The following is a 19,908-nucleotide window of genomic DNA, read 5'->3' on the forward strand; positions in this document are numbered from 1 at the left end:
CGCGGGGGCCGGGTGCGCCGGTCGGGGCCCGACCGGGGCCTCGCGGAGGAGGGTGGGGTTCGGGTTTGGGGTCATGCGCGGGCCGCCTCTTCGGCGTAACACGGGGTCAGGCGGGAGAGGAGGCGTTCGGCGGTGTCGAGGGCGTCGGGGCCCTCGGTGTCGGTGGTCATCAGGTGGCCGAGGTACTCGTTGTTGCTGACCGCGCGGCGGACCTGGCGGCCGGGGTCGGCCAGGGTGAGTTCGACGACGGCGGGCTCGCGGGAGACCTGGTCGGCCCCGTCCACCCCGGTCAGCAGGCCGTCCCGCTCGGGGAGCAGGAAGGTGACGGCGGCACTGGCGACCCCGGTCGGACGGACCGTTAGGTCGGGTTCGTGGCCGAGGGCGACGTCCACCGCCGCTGCCGCCAGGTCGATGCCGGTCACGCGGCGGACCAGCTCGGTGATCCGGTTCCCGGCCGGCCGGGGGTTGACCTCGACCACCCGGGGGCCGTGCGGGGTGAGTTTGACCTCGGTGTGGGCCACCACCTGGTCGAGCCCGAGCGCGGCCAGGGCCGCGACCGCCGTCGAGGCGGCGGCAGCGGCGTCGGCACGGCCCAGCGGCGCCGGGAACTGGTGCCCGGTCTCGATGAAGGCGGGTGCCCCGCCGACGGTCTTGCTGGTGACGCCGACCACCTCCGTCCGGCCGCCGCGGGAGACCGTCTCGACGCTGACCTCGGGCCCGGTGAGCAGCTCCTCCAGCAATACCGCCGGCTCCCGCCGCTGCCCGCGCGCGTTCACCGGGAACTCGTCCAACTCCCGGTAGGCTGCCAGCAGTTCCGCCTCGTTCGCGACCTTGCGGACCAGCATCCCGGCGCACAGGTCGACCGGCTTGACCACCAGGGGGTACCCGGCCCCGGCGGCGGCCGCGACCGCCTCGGCCCGGTCCCGGCAGAGCGCGTACCAGGGCCCCGGGACCCCGGCCGCCGCCAGCCGGCCCCGGGTCAGGTCCTTGCGGCAGGCCGCCTCGACGGCCGCCGCCGAGGGGCCCGGCAGGCCGAGGCGTTCGGCCACCAGGGCCACGGTGGGCAGGTAGTAGTCGCAGGAGGAGACCACCCCGTCGAAGCCGAGCACGCCGTGCAGCCGTTCGACGTACGGCAGCAGGGCGGCCGGGTCGTTGGTGTCGGCGGTCAGCACGTTGGCGGCGGCGAGCAGCGGGTGGGCGGTGTCGCCCGGGGCGGCCCGCAGGTAGTGGTGCAGGTCCCTGGTCAGGAAGGTGAACCGGTGGCCGCCCTCCCCGATGGCCCTGGGCAGCAGCCTGCTCATCGATCCGACCCAGCTCTCGATCACCAACAGATGTGCCACGGGGCTCCCTCTTCTCCACCCGGCAAGGACGGTGTGAGGCAGCAAGGTACTCGACACACGTTTTCATTTTCAATACAGCTACATGGAAACCGTTTCCATGTACGCTGTGATCCCGGCCACCCACCGAGCCCACCGAGGAGCTGACCGATGACCCGTCAACACCCGTACGAGGTACGGCCCGCCCGCCCCGAGGACCTGCCCGGCGCCCGCGCGCTGATCCTGGACACCTTCTACCGCGAGTTCGGCTACGGCTACGTCCCCGCCTGGCACCAGGACGTGGTCGAGCTCGGCCCGACCTACCTCGACCACCCCCGGCACGCACTCTTCGTGGCCACCGCCGCCGGAGGCGAGGTGGTCGGCACCACCGCCCTGCACTCGCGCGGCCCGGCCCACCCGCCGCACCCGGCCTGGCTGGCCGACCGCTACCCGTCCGGGCTCACCGCCCAGCTGCTGCGGGTGTACGTCAGGAGCGAGCACCGCCGGCACGGACTCGCCCGGCAACTGGTCAATCTGGCAACGGAGTTCGCGATCGCCGACGGCGGCTACCAGCACCTCTACCTGCACACCAACGTGGACGTCCCCGGCGCCGAGGCGTTCTGGCGCAGCCTCGCGGTGGAGGTCTGCGACGCCCGGACCACCGGCGAGCACGGCCCCGGCCTGGCCACCGTGCACTTCGAGATCCCGCTCCACCAGGGCGCCGGACGGTCCGGAAAGCTGGCAGGAGTCCGGGTCTAGATGAAGATGGTTGTCATCCCCTAGTGTGAGCGGCCACCGACCGGTCGGACCACGACCGGGCGGTCCTCGCGCTGCCACGAGCAGCCTCCACGTCAGGGGCGGACATTGACGACCGGACAGCAGACGGCCCGCCGACCACGGGTCCCGGCCGAACCACTGACGGAGGAGCGGCGCCGCGGCCCCGCACTGCCGCTGCTCGGCCTGGCCGGCGTGGTGCTGGCCGCCACCGGGGTGCTCGGGCTCGCCGAGGCCGAGGTGGTGCAGGCCTGGCGGACGCTGCTGGTCTCGATCGTGGTGCAGGGCATGCCCTTCCTGCTGCTGGGCACCGTGGTCTCGGCGGCGATCGGGGCCTTCGTGCCGCCCTCGCTGTTCGCCAGGGCGCTGCCGAAGCGGCCGGCCCTGGCGGTGCCGGTGGCCGGAGTGGCGGGGGTGGTGCTGCCCGGCTGCGAGTGCGCCTCGGTGCCGGTCGCCGGCAGCCTGATCCGACGGGGCGTCACCCCGGCGGCCGCGCTGACCTTCCTGCTGGCCGCACCGGCCGTCAACCCGGTGGTGCTGGTCTCCACCGCGATCGCCTTCCCCGGGCAGCCCGGGATGGTGGCGGCCCGGCTGGCCGCCTCGCTGGCCACGGCGGTGGCGATGGGCTGGCTCTGGGTCCGGTTCGGCCGGGAGGAGTGGCTGCGGCTGCCCAAGCAGCCGGGCGGGCACGGGCACGGGGGCTCGCGCTGGGAGGAGTTCCGGCGCGGCATGCAGCACGACTTCCTGCACGCGGGGGGCTTCCTGGTGGTCGGTGCGATGGCCGCCGCGACCTTCAACGTGGCGGTGCCGCCGGGAGTGTTGGCGCTGTTCACCGACTCACCCTGGCTCGGCGTGGTGCTGCTGGCGCTGCTCGCCGTGCTGCTCTCGGTCTGCTCGGAGGCGGACGCCTTCGTGGCCGCCTCGCTGACCGGCTTCTCGCCGACCGCCCGGCTGGCCTTCATGGTGGTCGGCCCGATGGTGGACCTCAAGCTGATCGCCCTGCAGTCCGGCTCCTTCGGCCGGGCCTTCGCCGTCCGCTTCACCGGGACCACCTTCGTGGTGGCCGTGCTGGTGAGCGTCCTGATCGGAGCCGTGCTGCTGTGAAGAGGATGACCCACCCGGCCCTGCTGGTGCTGCTCGGCGGAGCGCTGCTGCGGATCACCGTCGGCAGCGAGGTGTACCTGCGGTACGTGAAGGAGGGACTGCGGCCGATGGTGATCGTCACCGGGGCCGTGCTGGTGCTGCTCGGAGCCGCCGGGCTGGTCCGGGAGGGGCGGGCCTGGCTGCGGCAGCCGGTGCTCAACCACCGCCGGGCGGCGGACGGTTCGTACCGCGTGGAGCCGCACGCGGCCCACCCGGCGCACGGGGAGGAGGACGAGGACGGGCACGGGCACGGGGCCGGTCCCAGGGTGGCGTTCCTGCTCGGGGCGCCGGCGCTGGCGCTGCTGTTCTTCGCGCCGCCCGCGCTCGGCTCGTACACCGCCTCCCGGGACGGGGCCGCGGCCGCCGTCGAGCAGGCCGACTACCGGGCGCTGCCCAGCGGGCCGTTGACGCCGATGTCGATGCGCGAGTTCATCGGGCGCAGCCAGCACGACACCGCCGGCCTGGAGGGCCGGCAGGTGGTGCTGACCGGCTTCGTCAGCCGGGGCGGCGGCGGGGTGGACTGGCACCTCAACCGGCTGACCGTCAACTGCTGTGCGGCGGACGCCCGTCCGCTGCGGGTGGCGGTGCACGGGGCGGGCGGGGCGCCGGCGGCCGACAGCTGGGTGCAGGTCACCGGCCGGTGGCGGGCCGGGGCGGTGGACGCCCGCTCGCCCGTGCCGCACCTGGACGTGCTGAGCGTGACGGCGGTACCGGCCCCACGGAACCCGTACGCGGACCGGGCGCCCGAACTCGCCTCCTAGGGAGGGTGGTTCAGGCGAGTGGGGCGGCGGCCAGGCGGACCACCCCGGCCGGGCCGGCCCGGAACGCGGGGCTGGCGGCGTCGGCCTCGACCATGTGCGGGGTGACGTCGTGGGCGGCGAGCGCTTCCTCGGAGGCCCAGAGCTCCAGCAGCACGAAGCGGTCCGGGTCGCCCTCGACGGCGTGCAGGTCGTACTGCAGGCAGCCCTCCTCGGCACGGACCACGGGGGCCAGGCGCTCGAAGGCGGCGACCTGCTCGGGGCCGTGGCCGGGGCGGGTGGTGATGTGGATGACGAGTCTGACGGGCTGCGACATGCCCGGCAGCCTAGTGTCGGCGATCACCACCCACCCTGGCCGTCCGCATGTCGAACCGCAGGTCACGGCGGTGCGGGCCCGGGAGTCGGCTGGACGGAAGCTTCCATGGACGCTTGTGGCCAGGCGAACGAGCTTCTGCGGAAGGTGAGTTGGGGCCACGCTGGGTCCTGTCCGAGAGCGAAGGTCCGGACCGGGCGGCAGGCCCGGGACGCAGGACCGCCACACCGCTCGCGCCTTCCCACACAGCCCCTGGAGACAGCCATGTCCGAGCAGAGCCGCCTCGCGGTCCGCACAGCCACCGCCCTCCTGACCACCGGCCTCACCCTGCTCTCCGTCGCGGCGGCACCCGCCGGGGCCCGCACCGGGCGGGACGGCGCGACGGTGACGGCCCTCGCCGACAAGGGCGGTTCGGGGCAGGGGGCCACCTCGTTCGGCCAGGGCCTCTCCGCCGCATCCGGTGCCGGGGCGTCCGCACTGGCCGCAGCGCCGCAGATCACCCGCTCCGAGGTACTGGCCCGGGCCGAGTCCTGGGTGGGCCTCGGGCTCTCCTACAGCTGGACCACGACGCACCAGGGGTACCGTCAGGACTGCTCCGGATACGTCTCGATGGCTTGGCGGCTGAGCACGCCCGGCCTGGACACCACCAGCTTCATCCCGAGCGGCACGGCCTCCTGGATCGGCAAGGAGCAACTTCAGCCGGGCGATGCGCTGTTGAACGACGCGGCGGGGGCCTACGGCCACATCGCCCTGTTCGAGCGCTGGGCCGATGCGGCGCACACCTCGTACGTGGCCTACGAGTTCACCGGCAGCGGCGTGCACCACCGGACCATCCCGTACCCGTACTTCCCCGGCTACGGCACCTACCGGCCGGCCCGCAACAACAGCGTGCTCGACACGCCCACTCCCCCCGCCGCCCGCCAGCGGCTGGACTTCAACGGTGACGGCAAGGCGGACGTCGCCGGAAAGCTCGCCGACGGCAGCCTGCTGCTCTGGACCGGAAACGGCGACGGCTCCCTCAACACCGCCAGCGGCTACGCCATGTGGCCCGACAACGGATTCGGCAACGTCAGCGACCTCATCGCCGCCGACTTCAACAACGACGGCAAGACCGACATCGCCGGAAAGCTCGCCGACGGCAGCCTGCTCCTGTGGACCGGAAACGGGAACGGAACCCTCAACACCGCCAGCGGCTACAGCATGTGGCCCGGGACGGGATTCTCCTCCGTCCACAACCTGATAGCCGCCGACTTCAACGGTGACGGCAAGGCAGACGTCGCCGGAAAGCTCGCCGACGGCAGCCTGCTCCTGTGGACCGGAAACGGCGACGGCTCCCTCAACACCGCCAGCGGCTACGCCATGTGGCCCGACAACGGATTCGGCAACGTCAGCGACCTCATCGCCGCCGACTTCAACAACGACGGCAAGACCGACATCGCCGGAAAGCTCGCCGACGGCAGCCTGCTCCTGTGGACCGGAAACGGGAACGGAACCCTCAACACCGCCAGCGGCTACAGCATGTGGCCCGGGACGGGATTCTCCTCCGTCCACAACCTGATAGCCGCCGACTTCAACGGTGACGGCAAGGCAGACGTCGCCGGAAAGCTCGCCGACGGCAGCCTGCTGCTCTGGACCGGAAACGGCGACGGCTCCCTCAACACCGCCAGCGGCTACGCCATGTGGCCCGACAACGGATTCGGCAACGTCAGCCCGCTGATCTCGTAGTGGCGGGCGGGCCGCTCCCGGCCGCCCTCCGGGAACGGACGACGTCGGGTCGGTCAGACGGTGACGGCCCCGCTATCTCCTCGCAGGCCGAAGGCGGACCAGGCAGCGAGGGTGCGGGGGTGGCCGGTGGAGCCCGCGTCGCCGTGGAAGCGGAGCGGGGTGCGGACACCCTCGACGGGCCGGCGCCGGGGTGGACGGATGTACTCTGCAACCATGAGCGAGGAGCCGACGGACCGGGCCCGGGACGAGGCCGTCCACACCATCCAGCGCGAACTGACGGCCTTCGCGCGGCGGGCGCGCGGCCGGGCCGCCGAGCTGCATCCGCAGCTCAGCCTGGTGGCCTTCAGCATGCTCGACCTGATGGCCGAGCGCGGTCCGGTCCGGGGCGCCGACCTGGCCGCGTACTTCATGCTCGACAAGTCGACCGTCAGCCGTCAGGTCGGCTCGCTGGAGAAGCTGGGATTCATCGCCCGCGAGGCCGATCCGGAGGACCACCGGGGTCAGCTGCTGCGGCTCACCCCGCACGGCGAGCGGGCCGTCGGCGAGGCCACCGAGCGGCGGCGGCTCGCCTTCCTCACCCGCTTCACCGACTGGGAGGACGAGGACCTCGGCCGACTGGCCGGCTACCTGTCCCGGTACAACGCGGCGGAGTGACCGGGCGGGCTTGCCCCTGACCCGCACGTCAGGGTCTACCGTCGCCGCTCCCGAACTCCTGGAGCGCACCGATGAGCCGCGTAGCCCTGCCCACCGCCACCCGTGAGGTCCGCCTGCTGGCCCGCCCCGAAGGGCTGCCCGAGGCGCGGCACTTCGCGGTCGTCGACACACCGCTTCCGGCCGTCGGGCCGGGGCAGGTCCTGGTCCGCAACCGGTACTTCCTGGTCTTCCCCGGCCTGCGCACGCTGATCGGCGGCGAGACGGAGGGCGTTCCGCTCCCGCAACTGCGGCCCGGCGACGGGCTGTTCGGGCCCGCCGTGGCGGAGGTGTTGGCCGCCCCCGCGGGTGGACCGCTGCGCCCCGGGGACCTGGTCTCGCACCTGGCCGGATGGCGGGAGCACGCCGTGCTGGACGCCGTCGACTGCGCACCGCTCGACCCGGCGCTGCCCGAGGCGGTGGCGCAGCTCTCCTCCGGCGAGGCGGCGTACGGCGCCCTGACCCGGCTGGCCGAGGTCCGGCCCGGGGACACCGTGTTGGTGACGGGCGCGGCCGGGGGCGTCGGCTCCCTGGCCGGGCAGATCGCCCGGCTGCTCGGCGCGGGGCGGGTGGTCGGCACCACCTCCTCGGCGGCGAAGGCCGGGCGGCTCACGGCCGAACTCGGTTACGACGCGGTCGTGTTGCGCGCCGGCGGGCGGCCGTTCGCGGACCGGCTGGCCGAGGCGGCACCGGAGGGGATCGACGTGCTGGTGGACACCGTCGGCGGTGAGCAGCTGGCCGGCGCGGGACGGCTGGCGCGACCCGGGGCCCGGTTCGCCCTGATCGGCGCCGTCTCCGGGCAGTTGGCGGCGGACCGGGCGGGCGGCAGCGCGCCGGTGACGCTGGACAGCTTCCGGATGGTGGTGCAGGGCGTCTCGGTGCGGGGCTACCGGGGAGCGGACCACCCCGACGTGGCGGGCGAGTGGACGGAGCGGTTCGGCGGCTGGCTGCGGTCCGGGGAGATCGCCTTCCCGCACGTGGTCCTGCCGGGCATCGAACGGGCGCCGGGAGCGTTGCGGGAGTTGATCGACGGTCACCACCTGGGGGCCGTCCTGGTGGGGGTCTGACCGGAGGGGCGGCGGCGGGGATGGCGGACCGGTTGAGGATCGGCGACGCGGCGGCGGCCACCGGGGCGACGCCGCGGGCACTGCGGTTCTACGAGGAACGCGGGCTGGTCGCGCCGCAGCGCAGCTCCTCGGGCCAACGGGAGTACGGGCAGGCGGAGTTGGACCGCATCCGGGCGGTACGGGAGCTGCTGGCGCTGGGGCTGACGGTCGAAGACGTGCGCGCGTGCGCGGGGCGGCTGCACCTGCTCACCGAGCAGCCGCCGCCGCGCTGCGGCCGGGCCGGGGGCCCGCCCTCCCCCGCGGCCGCCGTGGTGGACCGTCGGCTCGCCGCGCTGGACGCCGAGATCGCCCGGCTGACCGCGCTCCGGACGGCGCTCGCCGCTCGGCTGAGCCGCTGAGCCGCTGAGCCGCTCAAGGCGGGCAGGCGGGGGATAGGCGCAGGAACGGCAAGAGGCGGGCGGGCAGGCGGGGTGAGGGTTCGTCAGTAGGTGTCGGACTGCCAGGTCTCGTCGGTGCGGAGCACGCTGTAGCCGACGCCGTCCCACCACTGGCCGCTGCGGAAGGCGACGCTGCGCAGGACGCCCTCGCGGACGAAGCCGGCGCGTTCGAGGACCCGCTGGGCCGGGACGTTGGCCACCTCGGTGGCGGCCTCCACCCGGACCATCTGGGTGTGCGAGAAGAGGTGCCGGACCAGCTGCCGCATGGCCGGCGCGCCGTAGCCGCGGCCGCGGGCCTCGGGGACCAGTGAGATCCCGGTGTTCCAGCAGAAGGAGCCGCGCCAGCAGATGGCCTCGCGCCAGGAGACGAATCCGGCCGGCTGGCCGTCGCCCTGGATCATCAGCAGGCCGTGCTTCTCGCCGAGCATGCCGTTCTCCTGCCACTGGCGGCGCCACCGGCCCGGGTCCTCCCAGCCCAGCCACTGGTACTCGCCGACCGTCTCGGGCTCGGTCGAGAACCGCTCCAGCACCGGCAGGTCGCTCTCCCGCACCGGCCGCAACTCCACGCTCTTCTGGGTCATCCCGTCACCCTAGTGCGCACCCGGACGGACCGTCAGGGCCCGGTGACATGAGTCCATTTCGTCCATGTTTGTCCGAGCACGGTGCGTCGCGGCTCGTCACCGCACCCGACGTGATTGGCTCATGCCCGGTACGTCCTCGGGAGGCCTTTCGTGCGGGTGACTGGTCAGACGGTTGTCCGTACGGCAGCCGCAGGGTTCCTCGCCCTGTGGTCTGTGGCTCCGGGGACGGGCACGGGTGCGGCGACCGGGAGCGTGGCGGTGCGGGCGGGCGCACCCGCCCCGCTCTCGGTCACCTTCGCCGCGCGGTCCTGCGACCGCTACGACGAGGTGATGGCCAACAAGGCCCGCAACAACGTGCAGGAGTCGCTGCGCGACCTCGGCCCCGACTCCAACTACGCCCGTACGGAGGCGGTTTCGGCCGCCAAGGAGGCGGCCGGCACCCCGCTGCCGCCCTGCCGCCCACTGCCGGGCTGGGCCTTCTCCACCGGCACCGGCTTCACCGGCAAGACCTCGGCCAGCCTCCAGCTCAGCACCGTCACCGGCCTGATCCGCGACGGCCTCACCACCGGGACCGACACCCCGGAGCTGGACGACCAGGGCCGCCCGACCGGCCGGACCCTGAGCGGCGCCGTCACCGTCCAGCTCGACCAGGCCGAGGCCACGGCGGCCGCGCAGAACCGGCTGATCGTCCAGGGCGGCACGCCGTCCGCCCCGCTCAACGGGCTCCAGGACCGGTACGGATTCGCCGCGCTGCGCTGCGCCCAGGACTCGGTGAACGGCGACAACGTCGAGTACCTGACCTTCCCGGCCGGGGCCCGGCACGTGTTCTGCTACTACTACGCGATCACCCCGCCGCCCGGCGCCGGGACCATCACCGTGGTCAAGCAGCTGGCCGACGGCTCCAACGGCCCGGGCACCTTCCGTTTCGACGGGAACGTCTCCTACGCCGACACCAACGGCGACGGCACCAACGACTTCCCGCTCACCGCCGACACCGGCAAGCCCGGTTCGATCAGCTTCGTCCGGGGCGAGACCCGGGACGGGGACGCCCCGTGGAGCTTCCAGGAGGCGAGCACCCCCGGCTGGGAGCCGCCGGCTCAGCCCAGCTGCGAGGTCGTCGACTCCCGGGGCGGCACGGGCACCAGCGCGGTGACGGCCGACTCGGCGGGCAAGGTCTCCGTCCGGCTGACCGCCGGGGACACCGTGACCTGCACCTTCACCAACCGCCGGACGGCCGGGCAGGCCCTGCTGCAGAAGCAGTCGATCGGCGGCACCGGCACCTTCGACGTCCGCCTGGACACCCCGCCCGGCTCGGCACCGATCGCGATCGGCCCGGTCACCACCGTGGCGGAGGCCACACCGGTGGACGTGGCCTCCGCCGCGGGCGCCACCGCCGGGCGGTACACGGTGCGCGAGCGCGTCCCCGCGCCCGACGGCACCGGCACCTGGCAGACGCCCGACGCCACCTGCGACGGCGTGCCCGCCCCGGTGACCCTGTTGCCGCCGAGCCCCGACGCGCCGAACGGGACCTGGACCGCCGAGCACGACCTGGCGGCGCCCGGCGGCACCACCTGCCTGCTGACCAACCGCTTCGTTCCCGGCGGGGCGATCAACGTGGAGAAGGTCACCGAGGGCGGCACCGGCACCTTCGCCTTCGCCGTCACCCCGCACCTGACAGGTCGTCCGGCCGTGGCGCGGGACGTGACCACGACCGCCACGGCCACCACCACGGCCACTGGGACCCCCGCCGCCGCCCACCCCTCGGGCAGCGACAGCGGTCCGGCGGCGAGCGGACTCAGGGTCGGCCCGGCGTACTCCTACACCGTCCAGGAACTGCTGCCCGCACCGACCGCGACCGGGCGGTGGCAACTGGCCTCGGCCGACTGCGGCGGCGGCGGGGAGCGGCCGGACCTGACGGCCGGAACGGTCGAGGTGCACCTGACCGCGGCCGCGCCGACCCCGACCTGCCGCTTCACCAACAGCTTCGTGCCGTACCCCACGCTGGACGTGACCAAGACCACCAGCGGGGACACCTCGCTCCGGCCGGCCGCCGTCCGACTGACCGTCAGCTGCGAGGACGGGACCACCGACGAACTGACGGTGGCCCCCGGCGCGGAGCAGGGCGACCTGCCCCGGCACACCTTCGCCGCCGCCACCCGCTGCACGGTGGCCGAACCTCGGACCGGGGCCGCCGACGCCGCCGCGGTGACCACCTGGGCGAGGCTCCGGGTGGACGGTGAGCCCGACCGGCCGCTGATCCTGGGGACACCGTTCGAACTGACGGACGGCCGGGCCACCCGGGTGCTGGTCGGCAACGACTTCGCGCTGCCCACGCCGCCGCCGAGCGGCCCCTCCGGGCCGGCCGGCGGACCGACCCCGCCCGCCTCGGCCCCGCCCGTTCCCGCGCCGCCCGCTCCCCCGGCCGCCCCGGCCACCCCGCCCGCCGGGGACCTGCCGGGCACCGGACTGCCCGGGCCGCTGCTGCTGGCCGCCGTGGTCGCGGTGCCGCTGCTGGCAGCCGGGGCCGTGCTGGCGGCGGCCTCCAGGCGGAGCCGAAACTAATAGAACACTTTTTCGAACATGGGCGTACGCTGGGGCCATGCACTTCCAGGGATCACTGCTCAGCGCCGACACCCCGGCCCCCGGCCCGCTCGACGGCATCCGGCGGACGGAGCTGGCGCACGGCGCCTGGGTGGACGTCCGGCCGGGGTGGCTGAGCGGGGCCGACGCGGTGTTCGAACGGCTGGCGGACGGGGTGCCCTGGCGGGCCGAGCGGCGCGAGATGTACGAGCGGGTGGTCGCGGTGCCGCGGCTGCTGGCCTCGTACGGGGCCGGGGCCGAGCTGCCCGATCCGGTGCTGGCGCAGATGCGGGACGCGCTGAACGCGCACTACCGGGAGGAGCTCGGCGAGGAGTTCGTCTCCGCCGGGCTCTGCCTCTACCGGGACGGCGAGGACAGCGTGGCCTGGCACGGCGACCGGTTCGGGCGCGGGCGGACCGACGACACGATGGTGGCGATCGTCTCGGTCGGCGAACCGCGCGCCCTGCTGCTGCGGCCCGCCGGGGGTGGCGGGCCCACGCTGCGTCACCTGCTGGGCCACGGGGACCTGCTGGTGATGGGCGGCTCCTGCCAGCGGACCTGGGACCACGCCGTGCCCAAGACCGCCCGGCCGGTCGGACCTCGGATCTCGATCCAGTACCGGCCGCGCGGGGTGGGGTGACGGGTGCTCAGGTGACAGGTGCTCAGGTGACGGGTGCTCAGTCCTTGACCGCGCCTCCCAGCCCCGAGACCAGGTGACGCTGGACCAGGACGAAGAAGGCCAGCACCGGCAGGGTCATCAGGGTGGAGGCCGCCATGATGCCGCCCCAGTCGTTCTCGTCCGGCTTGAAGAAGACCATCAGCGCGGCCGGGAGGGTCTGGTGGTCGGTGTCCAGGATCAGGGTCCGGGCGAACACGAAGTCGTTCCAGGCCATGATGAAGGAGAACACCGAGGTGGCCGCCAACCCCGGTGCCACCAACGGGAAGAGGATCCGCCACAGGATGGTGAAGCGGCTCGCCCCGTCCAGCCGGGCCGCCTCCTCCAGCGACTCCGGCACCGCCGCCACGAAGCCCCGGAGCATCCAGACCGCGAACGGCAGCGAGAAGGCCAGGTTCACCAGCATCAGCGAGCCGAGCGTGGACAGGCCCAGCCCCGGGGCCACCGTGCCCAGGTCGCGGATCAGGAAGAACAGCGGGATGGTCAGCGCCTCGATCGGCACCATCTGCGCCACCAGGAACATCACCAGCACGGTGGTGCGGAAGCGGAACCTGAACCGGCTCAGCGCCACCGCCGCCAGGAAGGCCACCCCGGCCGAGAGCACCACCACGACCACGGCGACCAGCAGGCTGTTCAGGAAGTACCGGCCGAAGCCGCTCACCCCGAGCGCGTCCCGGAAGTTGTCCAGCGTCGGTGCCCAGGTCCACGGCCGGGGGTGGGCGGAGGTGAGCTCGCCGTCCGGCTTGAAGGCGGAGAGCACCATCCAGTAGAGCGGGAAGGCGGTGACCAGACCGGCGAGCACCGCAAGGGAGTTGGCGATCCTCCGGGATCCCTTCTGCGTGGTCCGCGTGGTCACAGTTCCTCCCCGGAGCGCCGCAGGGCGCGGATGTAGAGCGCCGTGATCGCCAGCAGGATCAGCGTCATCAGCACGCCGATCGCCGCGCCCAGGCTGTAGTCGGAGGCCGCGAAGGCCTCCTGGTAGGCGTAGACGTTGAGCACCAGGTTCTGGCCGGCGATGCCGCCGCCGCTGGTCATCACGTAGATCTGGGTGAAGACCTTGAAGTCCCAGATCACCGACTGGATCACCACGATCACCAGCAGCGGCCGGAGCATCGGCAGCATCACCAGCCGGGCGGTGGTGAAGGTGGAGGCACCGTCGAGCCGGGCCGCCTCCAGCACCGAGTCCGGGATGGCCTGGATGCCCGCGTAGAGGGTGATCATCACGAACGGGAAGGAGTGCCAGACCACGACGGCGCCGACCACCGCGAAGGCGGGCCACTTGTCGTACATCCAGTTGTGCCCGGCCATGCCCAGGACGTCGTTCACCAGACCGGAGTTGGTGTCCAGCAGGAAGAGCCAGACGGTGGAGCCGGTCATCGCCGGGGCGGCCCAGGCGCCGAGCGCCGCGAACATCAGGAACAGCTTGGAGCGCCGGCCGACCCTGGTCAGCAGCACCGCCAGCGCGCCGCCCACCGCGAGGGTGGCGACCACGCAGCCGCCCGCGAAGACCAGGGTCTGCGCCAGCACCTCCCAGAACTGCGACTTGCCGAGCAGCTCGGTGTAGTTGGCCAGGCCGACGAAGGCGGCCGGCACCCCGCCGCTGGCCTGCGGCTGGCCGAAGTCCAGCACCGAGAGCAGGCCGAGCTGGTAGAGCGGGTAGCCGAACAGCGGCAGCAGCACCAGCGCGGCGGGCAGCAGCAGCCAGATCGGGGTCAGAACCCGCTTGCGCCTGACGGTGATCGGCGCCTTCGCGGGCGTGGCTGCGGTCAGCGTGTCACTTGCCATCGAAGGCGGCGTTCATCGCGCTGGCGGCCTCGGCGGTGGCGGTGTTGACGTCCGCCTTGCCGGTGATCACCTTCTGCAGCATGGTCGGCACCACCGCCTGGGCGTCGATCTTCGCCCAGGCCTGGTCCTTGGGCACGAACTTGGTGCCCGCCGCGATGGTGTCGGTGAAGGGCTTGAGCCACGGCTCCTTGGCCACCACCTCGGCGCGGGCGCTGGTCAGCGTCGGCAGCGTGCCCATCGCGTCGAAGAGCGCCAGCTGGTGCTTCTTGCCGCCCAGGGTCTTGAGGAAGTCCGCTGCCAGCGTGCGGTGCTGGGTCGACTTGAGGACGCCCAGGTCGTTGCCGCCGGAGAACGCGGGGGCGATCGAGCCGGCCGTCGCACCGGGCAGCGGCACCACCGCGTACTTGCCCTTGGCCGCGCCCGCCTCCACCGCGCTGCGCGAGGAGTTGGGCAGGATCGCCATGCCCGCGGTGCCGGAGGCGAAGGCCTCCACCGTCTTGCCGCCGGTCAGGTCGGCACAGCGCTGGGCCGGACAGATCGCGTCGGTGAACAGGTCGGTGTAGGCCTTCACCCCGGCGCGGGAGCCCTGGGAGTCCACCGCCGCCGCGTACTTGGCACCGGGCTTGGCCGCCAGGTCGCCGCCGTTCGCCCAGAGGAAGGGGAGGGCGCCGAAGGTGTACTTGCCGCCGACCGCGATACCCAGCAGGTCGGGCTTGGCGGCCCTCACCTTCGTTGCGGCGTCGGCGAGTTCGGCGTAGCTGGTCGGGGGCTTCAGGCCGAGCTCGGTGAAGACGTCGGTGCGGTAGTAGAGCGCCCGCACGCCCAGCCACCAGGGCAGGCCGTAGGTCTTGCCGTCCACCACGGCGGTGTCCCGCAGGTCGGCCGGGAGGTCGCCGCCCTCGGACCAGCCCGCCAGCTCGGAGGTCAGGTCCGCCAGGCCGCCGGCCGCGACGTAGCCGAACAGGTCGGTGTTGCCGAACTCCACCACGTCCGGCGCGCTGGCCGGGTCGTTGAAGGCGCCCTTCATCTTCTCGGCGCGCGGGCCGGCGTCGGTCGGGATGTAGGACACCTCGACGTCGGAGCCGGGGTGGGCGGCCTTGAAGTCCGCCACGGCGGCCGCGATCACCTTCTCCTTCGGGGCCCGGTTGGCCTCGTCGTAGAGCCAGACCTTCAGGGTGCCGGTCTGCTGGTCGGCCGACTTGGTGCTGGAGGCGGTGCCCGGCGCGCAGGCGGCCAACACGGCACCGGCAGCGGCGAACAGGACGAGACGGGACAGCTTCACGGAACCCCCTCGGGAGGTGGTAGAGCGGTGGTAGGGCAGGTGAGCGGTGACGGTAGGAAGCCGCCCGGCGTGGCGGCAAGACGCCCCGGCGAATGTTGTGCAGTGCAAAACTGTGTGCCGCGTAGCTGGTACGCCGTCGGTGCTTGGCGTACGGTCCGTTGAATCCGACGGTCCGTTCATGGGTCGTTCATGGGGATTTCTTGATGCGCCTGAGGAGGGCCGGTGGAGGTCACGCAGCGGAACCAGTCCGCCTCGCTGCGCCGGGCGCTCGCTGTGCTGGAGCACGTCCGGGACCACGCCGGCGGCTCCACCGGGCTCTCGCTCACGGCGGTCGCGGAGGCGCTGGGCCTGTCCAAGAGCACCGTGCTACGACTGGCCGAACCACTGCTCGACTCCCAACTCCTCAGCCGGGAACGGGAGTCGGGGCACTTCCGGCTCGGCCCCGGCGCGCTGATGCTGGGCCAGTCCTACCTCTCCGGGCTCGACCTGCGCACCGTCGCCGCCGAACAGGCGCACCGGCTGATGCACGAGGTCGGCGGCACCGTGCACCTGTGCGTGCCGGACCCGCCGCACGTGGTCTACATCGACAAGGTGGAGAACGAGACCGCCGTCCGGATGGCCTCCCGGATCGGCAGCCGCGCGCCGATGTACCGCACCGCCGTCGGCAAGGCCATGCTGGCCTGGCTGCCGGAGGAGGCCTTCACGGCGGTGGTGGCCGCCGGACTGCCGCCGAGCACCACCCGCACCCTCACCGAACCGGCCTCGCTGCGGGCCGAGTTGGCGCGGATCCGGGCCCGCGGCTACGCCGTGGACGACCGGGAGAACGAGCCCGAGGTGCGGTGCGTGGCCGCGCCCGTCTTCGACCACACCGACACCGTCGCCGGGGCGCTCTCGGTCTCCGGGCTGACCTCGCGGGTGACGGCGGCCCGGGTGCGCGTCCTCGGGCCCGCGGTGGCGGCCGCCGCGCTGCGGGTCTCGCGGGCGCTGGGGTCCTCGCGGCACTGAGCGGCCGGCCCCGGGGCCCTCCGGGGCGCTGCGGCGCGCTGCGCGCCACGCCCGGGCGGACAAGGCATTTGCCCATCGGGGTGGGCCCGGGGCAGACTCGACGGGACGGACCGGCACGGGCCTCACGCCCTGCCGTGCACACCCACCCGTGTCGACGAGCGATCCCGTCGGCGGACGATCCCGAGGGGAGGCAAGCCATGCGCAACGAACCTCCCAGTCCCGGCTTCCTCCCCGTCGCTCACTGATCGTTTCCCGTAGCACCCCGCACCCCCGTGCCCGCGCCCCGTCGGCGCGCGCCCCGGTGCGGGCGGAGGTCGTTCCGCCATGTCGTTCTTCCGTACCCCCGCTCCGTCCACCCGCCGCCGCTTCTCGCTGACCGACGTCACCGTCGCGGCCGGCGTGCTGCTGCTGTTCTACGCCGCACTGCGCGTGGGACACGGCACCACCGTCTCCTTCACGCCGGGCGAGAAGCTCGGCATCGACACCGATCCGGCCCGGCTGCCGTACTACGCGGCGCGCAGCCTGCTGCGGATGTTCGCCGCACTGGCCGCCGCCGTGGTCTTCACCTTCGTCTTCGCCTACGCCGCCGCGCGCAGCCGACGGCTCGGCAAGGTGCTGGTCCCGGCGCTGGACATCCTCCAGTCGGTGCCGGTGCTCGGCTTCCTGACCGTGGCGGTGACCGGCTTCCTGGCACTCTTCCCCGGCTCGATGCTCGGGCCGGAGTGCGCGGCCGTGTTCGCCGTCTTCACCTCGCAGGCCTGGAACATGACCTTCGCGTTCCACCGCTCGCTGACCTCGCTGCCGCGCGAACTCGACGAGCTGTCACGGTCGTTCGGCTTCACGCGGTGGATGCGGTTCTGGAAGGTCGAGCTGCCCTCCGGGACGATCGACCTGGTCTGGAACGGCATGATGAGCTTCGGCGGCGGCTGGTTCTTCCTGGTCGCCTCCGAGATGATCGCCGTCGGCGGCCAGGACTACGCCCTGCCGGGCGTCGGCTCCTACGCCGGGGCCGCGATCGCCGAGGGCGATCTGGGCAAGGTCGGCTGGGCGGTGCTCGCGATGGCCGTGATGGTGACCGGGGTGAACTTCCTCTTCTGGCGCCCGCTCACCGCCTGGGCCGAGCGCTTCAAGAACGAGCAGTCGGGCAGCCGCGAGCCGCAGCGCTCGGCCGTCCTGGAGCTGCTTCGACGCTCCAACTGGCCTGCACTGCTGGGTCGTTGGCTTCGCCCGGTGGGGCAGTTCTGCTCCCGTGCCGGGCGGGTGTTCGGCGTCGACGACCGGCCGCTGCGGGTCGCCCCGACGCGCCGCCGGGCCGGGGACCTGGCCTTCGGCGTGGTCACCGGCGGCCTGATCGCCTGGGGCCTGTACGACCTCGGCTCCTACCTGCACCGGAGCACCGGGCTGAGCGTGCTCGGAGAGCCGCTGCTGCTCGGACTGGCCACCCTGGCCCGGGTGGTGGTGCTGGTGGCGGCCGCGACGGTGGTCTGGGTGCCGGTCGGCGTGTGGATCGGCGGCTCGCCGAGGCGGACCCGGATCGCCCAGCCGGTGGTCCAGGTGCTCGCCTCCTTCCCCGCCAACTTCCTCTTCCCGCTGGCGGTCTGGTTCTTCCTCAGGACCGGTCTCTCGCTGGACGTCGGCGGCGTGCTGCTGATGGCACTCGGCGCCCAGTGGTACATCCTCTTCAACACCATCGCCGGGGCGATGGCCATCCCCGCCGACCTGCGCGAGGCGATGGACGACCTGGGTGTCCGCGGCGTCCGGCGCTGGCGGCGGCTGATCCTCCCGGCCGTCTTCCCCTCCTACGTCACCGGCGGCATCACCGCCTCGGGCGGCGCCTGGAACGCCTCGATCGTCTCCGAGGTGGTCACCTTCGGCGCCACCACCCTCACCGCGACCGGCCTCGGCGCGTACATCGCGCAGGCCACCTCGGCCGGGGACTTCCCGCGCCTGCTGGCCGGGGTCGCCGTGATGAGCCTGTACGTGATCGTGCTCAACCGCGTGGTCTGGCAGCCGCTGCACCGGCTCGCCCGGGTCCGCTACGCCCTCTGAACCTCGCTTTCCGCTTGGAGCTTCCGATGAACCTCAACCTGCTGCGTCCGCGCCGTCCCACCACTGCCCCGGCTCCGGCCACCGATGGTGAACTCCTCCTCGAAGCGGTCGAGTTGACCAAGACCTACGCCGGCTCCGACGGCGAGCTGCCCGTGCTCGGCGGCATCGACCTGGAGATCCGGGCCGGCGAGGTCGTCGCCCTGCTCGGCCGCTCCGGCTCGGGCAAGTCCACCCTGCTGCGCTGCCTGGCCGGGCTGATCGCTCCCAGCTCCGGCAGCGTCCACTACCGCGGCACCCCGCTGAACGGGGCCAACCCCGGGACGGCGATGGTGTTCCAGACCTTCGCCCTGCTGCCCTGGCTGACGGTGCAGCAGAACGTCGAACTCGGCCTGGAGGCGAGGGGGTCGGCGGCGGGCGAGCGGGCCGAGGCCGCCCGCCGGGCCATCGACCTGGTCGGCCTGGACGGCTTCGAGGCCGCCTACCCCAAGGAGCTCTCCGGCGGCATGCGCCAACGGGTAGGCTTCGCACGGGCGTTGGTGGTCGAGCCGGACGTGCTGATGATGGACGAGCCGTTCTCCGCCCTGGACGTGCTGACCGCCGAGAACCTGCGCGGCGAGCTGATGGAGCTCTGGGAGTCCGGCACCTTCCCCACCCGGGCGATGGTCCTGGTCACCCACAACATCGAGGAGGCCGTCCTGATGGCCGACCGGGTCGTCGTGCTCGGCTCCCGCCCGTACGGCACCGTCCGCGCCGTCTTCGAGCCCGGCGCCGAACTCGGCCCCGGCCGCTCCCGCGACCGCGGCTCCGCCGCGTTCCAGTCCCTGGTCGACCAGGTCTACCGGACCCTCACCGGCCGCGACGCCGCCGTCCCCTCCCCCGCCCTCGCCGAGCCCGCTCCGCGCACCACCGCCAACACCCCGCTCCCGTCGGCGGGCGTCGACGGCCTCTCCGGGCTCGCCGAACTGGTCGCCCACGCGGGCGGGCGCTGCGACCTGGCCGACCTCGCCGACGACCTCGGCCTGGAGGCGGACGACCTGCTCCCGCTGGTCGACGCACTCGACCTGCTCGGCTTCGCCGCCGTCGACGGCGACTCGCTCCGCCTCACCGAGCACGGCAGCGCCTTCGCCGCCGCCACCGTCCAGACCTCCAAGGCCCTGTTCGCCACCGCCGCGATCACCGTCCCGCTGATCCGCCTGATCAGCGCCAGCCTCCGCCAGTCCCCCGACGGCACCCTCCGGGCCGGCTTCTTCCGCGACCTGCTCGCCCACCACTACACCCGCGAGCAGACCGACCGGCAGCTCGCCACCGCCACCGACTGGGGCCGGTACGCCGAACTCTTCACCTACTCAGCCGACCGGGAGGAGTACCGGCTCGACACCTGAGCGTCCGTCACTCCCGCAGGCCGTCCGCGACCGCCGCCACCTGCTCCGGCGCGAGCGGACGACCCGCCAGGAGGAGGGTCCACTGCCGGCGCTCGTCCCGCCAACGCTCCAGGTACGTCGCCGGGCCGTCGCCACCCGGACGGGTGGTGCTGCGCACTCGCCGGGCCGGGGCCAGGCACCGGACGGCCGCCCCGGCGCCCCGGCTGGCCGGCTGGCCGGCTGCCCCGCTGCCCCGCTGCCCCGCTGCCCCGCTGCCCACGGGAGCTGACACCGGGTGGGCGGGAATGGCGGGTGGGTGTGCAGACTTCTCGGTAGAACGTACGGAGTTCCGGCCCGGTACGCGTG

The 19,908-nt window shown here is 73.4% G+C and carries 19 protein-coding genes; 12 read left to right on the plus strand and 7 right to left on the minus strand.

All coding sequences use genetic code 11. From position 1 onward, the window contains the following. Positions 1-71: 71 nt before the first annotated feature. The gene (locus ACWEPF_RS18095; RefSeq protein ID WP_452173350.1) at positions 72-1,340 is read right to left on the minus strand and encodes an ATP-grasp domain-containing protein; all 1,269 of its coding nucleotides are present in this window, start codon (positions 1,338-1,340) and stop codon (positions 72-74) included. 147 nt (positions 1,341-1,487) lie between these two features. On the opposite strand from ACWEPF_RS18095, the gene ACWEPF_RS18100 reads away from it, so the two are divergent. The 3 genes from ACWEPF_RS18100 (at position 1,488) to ACWEPF_RS18110 (ending at position 3,994) form a co-directional block, all read left to right on the plus strand. Continuing rightward, positions 1,488-2,075 (plus strand): GNAT family N-acetyltransferase, encoded by a 588-nt coding sequence (locus ACWEPF_RS18100; protein ID WP_452173351.1) that lies wholly within the window; start codon positions 1,488-1,490, stop codon positions 2,073-2,075. Positions 2,076-2,285: 210 nt separating this feature from the next. Beyond that, positions 2,286-3,194 (plus strand): permease, encoded by a 909-nt coding sequence (locus tag ACWEPF_RS18105; RefSeq protein WP_380149921.1) that lies wholly within the window; start codon positions 2,286-2,288, stop codon positions 3,192-3,194. 5 nt (positions 3,195-3,199) lie between these two features. Beyond that, entirely contained in the window at positions 3,200-3,994 is a 795-nt protein-coding gene (locus ACWEPF_RS18110; RefSeq protein WP_452173352.1) for a TIGR03943 family putative permease subunit, read from the plus strand. A 10-nt stretch (positions 3,995-4,004) separates the two neighbouring features. On the opposite strand, the gene ACWEPF_RS18115 is transcribed toward ACWEPF_RS18110, so the two are convergent. Beyond that, complete coding sequence (locus ACWEPF_RS18115; protein WP_452173353.1) at positions 4,005-4,307, minus strand: putative quinol monooxygenase; 303 nt, start codon at positions 4,305-4,307, stop codon at positions 4,005-4,007. 261 nt (positions 4,308-4,568) lie between these two features. Here ACWEPF_RS18115 and ACWEPF_RS18120 point away from each other — a divergent pair, with 261 nt between their 5' ends. The 4 genes from ACWEPF_RS18120 (at position 4,569) to ACWEPF_RS18135 (ending at position 8,184) form a co-directional block, all read left to right on the plus strand. Continuing rightward, positions 4,569-6,029 (plus strand): FG-GAP-like repeat-containing protein, encoded by a 1,461-nt coding sequence (locus tag ACWEPF_RS18120; protein WP_452173354.1) that lies wholly within the window; start codon positions 4,569-4,571, stop codon positions 6,027-6,029. A 213-nt stretch (positions 6,030-6,242) separates the two neighbouring features. Continuing rightward, positions 6,243-6,683, plus strand: a complete 441-nt coding sequence (locus ACWEPF_RS18125) for a MarR family winged helix-turn-helix transcriptional regulator (protein ID WP_452173355.1) — start codon at positions 6,243-6,245, stop codon at positions 6,681-6,683. 71 nt (positions 6,684-6,754) lie between these two features. Then, a complete protein-coding gene (locus tag ACWEPF_RS18130) occupies positions 6,755-7,786 on the plus strand; it encodes an MDR family NADP-dependent oxidoreductase (protein ID WP_452173356.1) in 1,032 nt (343 codons plus the stop codon). 32 nt (positions 7,787-7,818) lie between these two features. Next, complete coding sequence (locus ACWEPF_RS18135) at positions 7,819-8,184, plus strand: MerR family transcriptional regulator (protein WP_452173427.1); 366 nt, start codon at positions 7,819-7,821, stop codon at positions 8,182-8,184. An 83-nt stretch (positions 8,185-8,267) separates the two neighbouring features. On the opposite strand, the gene ACWEPF_RS18140 is transcribed toward ACWEPF_RS18135, so the two are convergent. Next, positions 8,268-8,804 carry a GNAT family N-acetyltransferase gene (locus tag ACWEPF_RS18140; protein ID WP_452173357.1) on the minus strand — a complete coding sequence of 179 codons (537 nt, stop codon included), beginning with the start codon at positions 8,802-8,804 and terminating at the stop codon, positions 8,268-8,270. Positions 8,805-9,062: 258 nt separating this feature from the next. Here ACWEPF_RS18140 and ACWEPF_RS18145 point away from each other — a divergent pair, with 258 nt between their 5' ends. Continuing rightward, the gene (locus ACWEPF_RS18145) at positions 9,063-11,366 is read left to right on the plus strand and encodes a prealbumin-like fold domain-containing protein (protein ID WP_452173358.1); all 2,304 of its coding nucleotides are present in this window, start codon (positions 9,063-9,065) and stop codon (positions 11,364-11,366) included. A gap of 37 nt (positions 11,367-11,403) precedes the next feature. Next, positions 11,404-12,024, plus strand: coding sequence for an alpha-ketoglutarate-dependent dioxygenase AlkB (locus tag ACWEPF_RS18150; RefSeq protein WP_452173359.1), 621 nt, complete (start codon positions 11,404-11,406; stop codon positions 12,022-12,024). Positions 12,025-12,061: 37 nt separating this feature from the next. Here the strand turns inward: ACWEPF_RS18150 and ACWEPF_RS18155 are convergent, their stop codons facing one another. Genes ACWEPF_RS18155 through ACWEPF_RS18165 form a run of 3 tightly spaced genes read right to left on the minus strand, consistent with a single transcriptional unit; the run spans position 12,062 to position 15,127 of the window. Continuing rightward, on the minus strand, positions 12,062-12,880 hold the full coding sequence (locus ACWEPF_RS18155; RefSeq protein ID WP_452173428.1) for a carbohydrate ABC transporter permease: 819 nt from the start codon (positions 12,878-12,880) through the stop codon (positions 12,062-12,064). A 32-nt stretch (positions 12,881-12,912) separates the two neighbouring features. Next, positions 12,913-13,845, minus strand: coding sequence for a carbohydrate ABC transporter permease (locus ACWEPF_RS18160; protein WP_452173360.1), 933 nt, complete (start codon positions 13,843-13,845; stop codon positions 12,913-12,915). After that, complete coding sequence (locus tag ACWEPF_RS18165; protein WP_452173361.1) at positions 13,835-15,127, minus strand: extracellular solute-binding protein; 1,293 nt, start codon at positions 15,125-15,127, stop codon at positions 13,835-13,837. The genes ACWEPF_RS18160 and ACWEPF_RS18165 overlap by 11 nt, the downstream gene beginning before the upstream one ends. Before the next feature lie 222 nt (positions 15,128-15,349). Between ACWEPF_RS18165 and ACWEPF_RS18170 the strand changes: the two genes are divergently transcribed. The 3 genes from ACWEPF_RS18170 to ACWEPF_RS18180 all read left to right on the plus strand — a co-directional run bounded on the left by ACWEPF_RS18170 (position 15,350) and on the right by ACWEPF_RS18180 (position 19,563). After that, the gene (locus tag ACWEPF_RS18170; RefSeq protein ID WP_345290270.1) at positions 15,350-16,132 is read left to right on the plus strand and encodes an IclR family transcriptional regulator; all 783 of its coding nucleotides are present in this window, start codon (positions 15,350-15,352) and stop codon (positions 16,130-16,132) included. Between the two features lie 324 nt (positions 16,133-16,456). Beyond that, positions 16,457-18,181 carry an ABC transporter permease gene (locus ACWEPF_RS18175; protein WP_452173362.1) on the plus strand — a complete coding sequence of 575 codons (1,725 nt, stop codon included), beginning with the start codon at positions 16,457-16,459 and terminating at the stop codon, positions 18,179-18,181. A gap of 26 nt (positions 18,182-18,207) precedes the next feature. Continuing rightward, entirely contained in the window at positions 18,208-19,563 is a 1,356-nt protein-coding gene (locus ACWEPF_RS18180; protein ID WP_452173363.1) for an ABC transporter ATP-binding protein, read from the plus strand. 7 nt (positions 19,564-19,570) lie between these two features. Here the strand turns inward: ACWEPF_RS18180 and ACWEPF_RS18185 are convergent, their stop codons facing one another. Further along, the gene (locus ACWEPF_RS18185; protein ID WP_452173364.1) at positions 19,571-19,720 is read right to left on the minus strand and encodes a hypothetical protein; all 150 of its coding nucleotides are present in this window, start codon (positions 19,718-19,720) and stop codon (positions 19,571-19,573) included. Between the last annotated feature and the right edge of the window lie 188 nt (positions 19,721-19,908).

Source organism: Kitasatospora sp. NPDC004289 (assembly GCF_053602875.1).

Coding starts and splice junctions, on each gene's coding strand:
- ACWEPF_RS18180 (WP_452173363.1), top strand. CDS start 18,208: ATGAACCTCAACCTGCTGCGTCCGCGCCGTCCCACCACTGCCCCGGCT.
- ACWEPF_RS18140 (WP_452173357.1), bottom strand. CDS start 8,804: ATGACCCAGAAGAGCGTGGAGTTGCGGCCGGTGCGGGAGAGCGACCTG.
- ACWEPF_RS18100 (WP_452173351.1), top strand. CDS start 1,488: ATGACCCGTCAACACCCGTACGAGGTACGGCCCGCCCGCCCCGAGGAC.
- ACWEPF_RS18125 (WP_452173355.1), top strand. CDS start 6,243: ATGAGCGAGGAGCCGACGGACCGGGCCCGGGACGAGGCCGTCCACACC.
- ACWEPF_RS18110 (WP_452173352.1), top strand. CDS start 3,200: ATGACCCACCCGGCCCTGCTGGTGCTGCTCGGCGGAGCGCTGCTGCGG.
- ACWEPF_RS18150 (WP_452173359.1), top strand. CDS start 11,404: ATGCACTTCCAGGGATCACTGCTCAGCGCCGACACCCCGGCCCCCGGC.
- ACWEPF_RS18160 (WP_452173360.1), bottom strand. CDS start 13,845: ATGGCAAGTGACACGCTGACCGCAGCCACGCCCGCGAAGGCGCCGATC.
- ACWEPF_RS18115 (WP_452173353.1), bottom strand. CDS start 4,307: ATGTCGCAGCCCGTCAGACTCGTCATCCACATCACCACCCGCCCCGGC.
- ACWEPF_RS18175 (WP_452173362.1), top strand. CDS start 16,457: ATGTCGTTCTTCCGTACCCCCGCTCCGTCCACCCGCCGCCGCTTCTCG.
- ACWEPF_RS18120 (WP_452173354.1), top strand. CDS start 4,569: ATGTCCGAGCAGAGCCGCCTCGCGGTCCGCACAGCCACCGCCCTCCTG.
- ACWEPF_RS18130 (WP_452173356.1), top strand. CDS start 6,755: ATGAGCCGCGTAGCCCTGCCCACCGCCACCCGTGAGGTCCGCCTGCTG.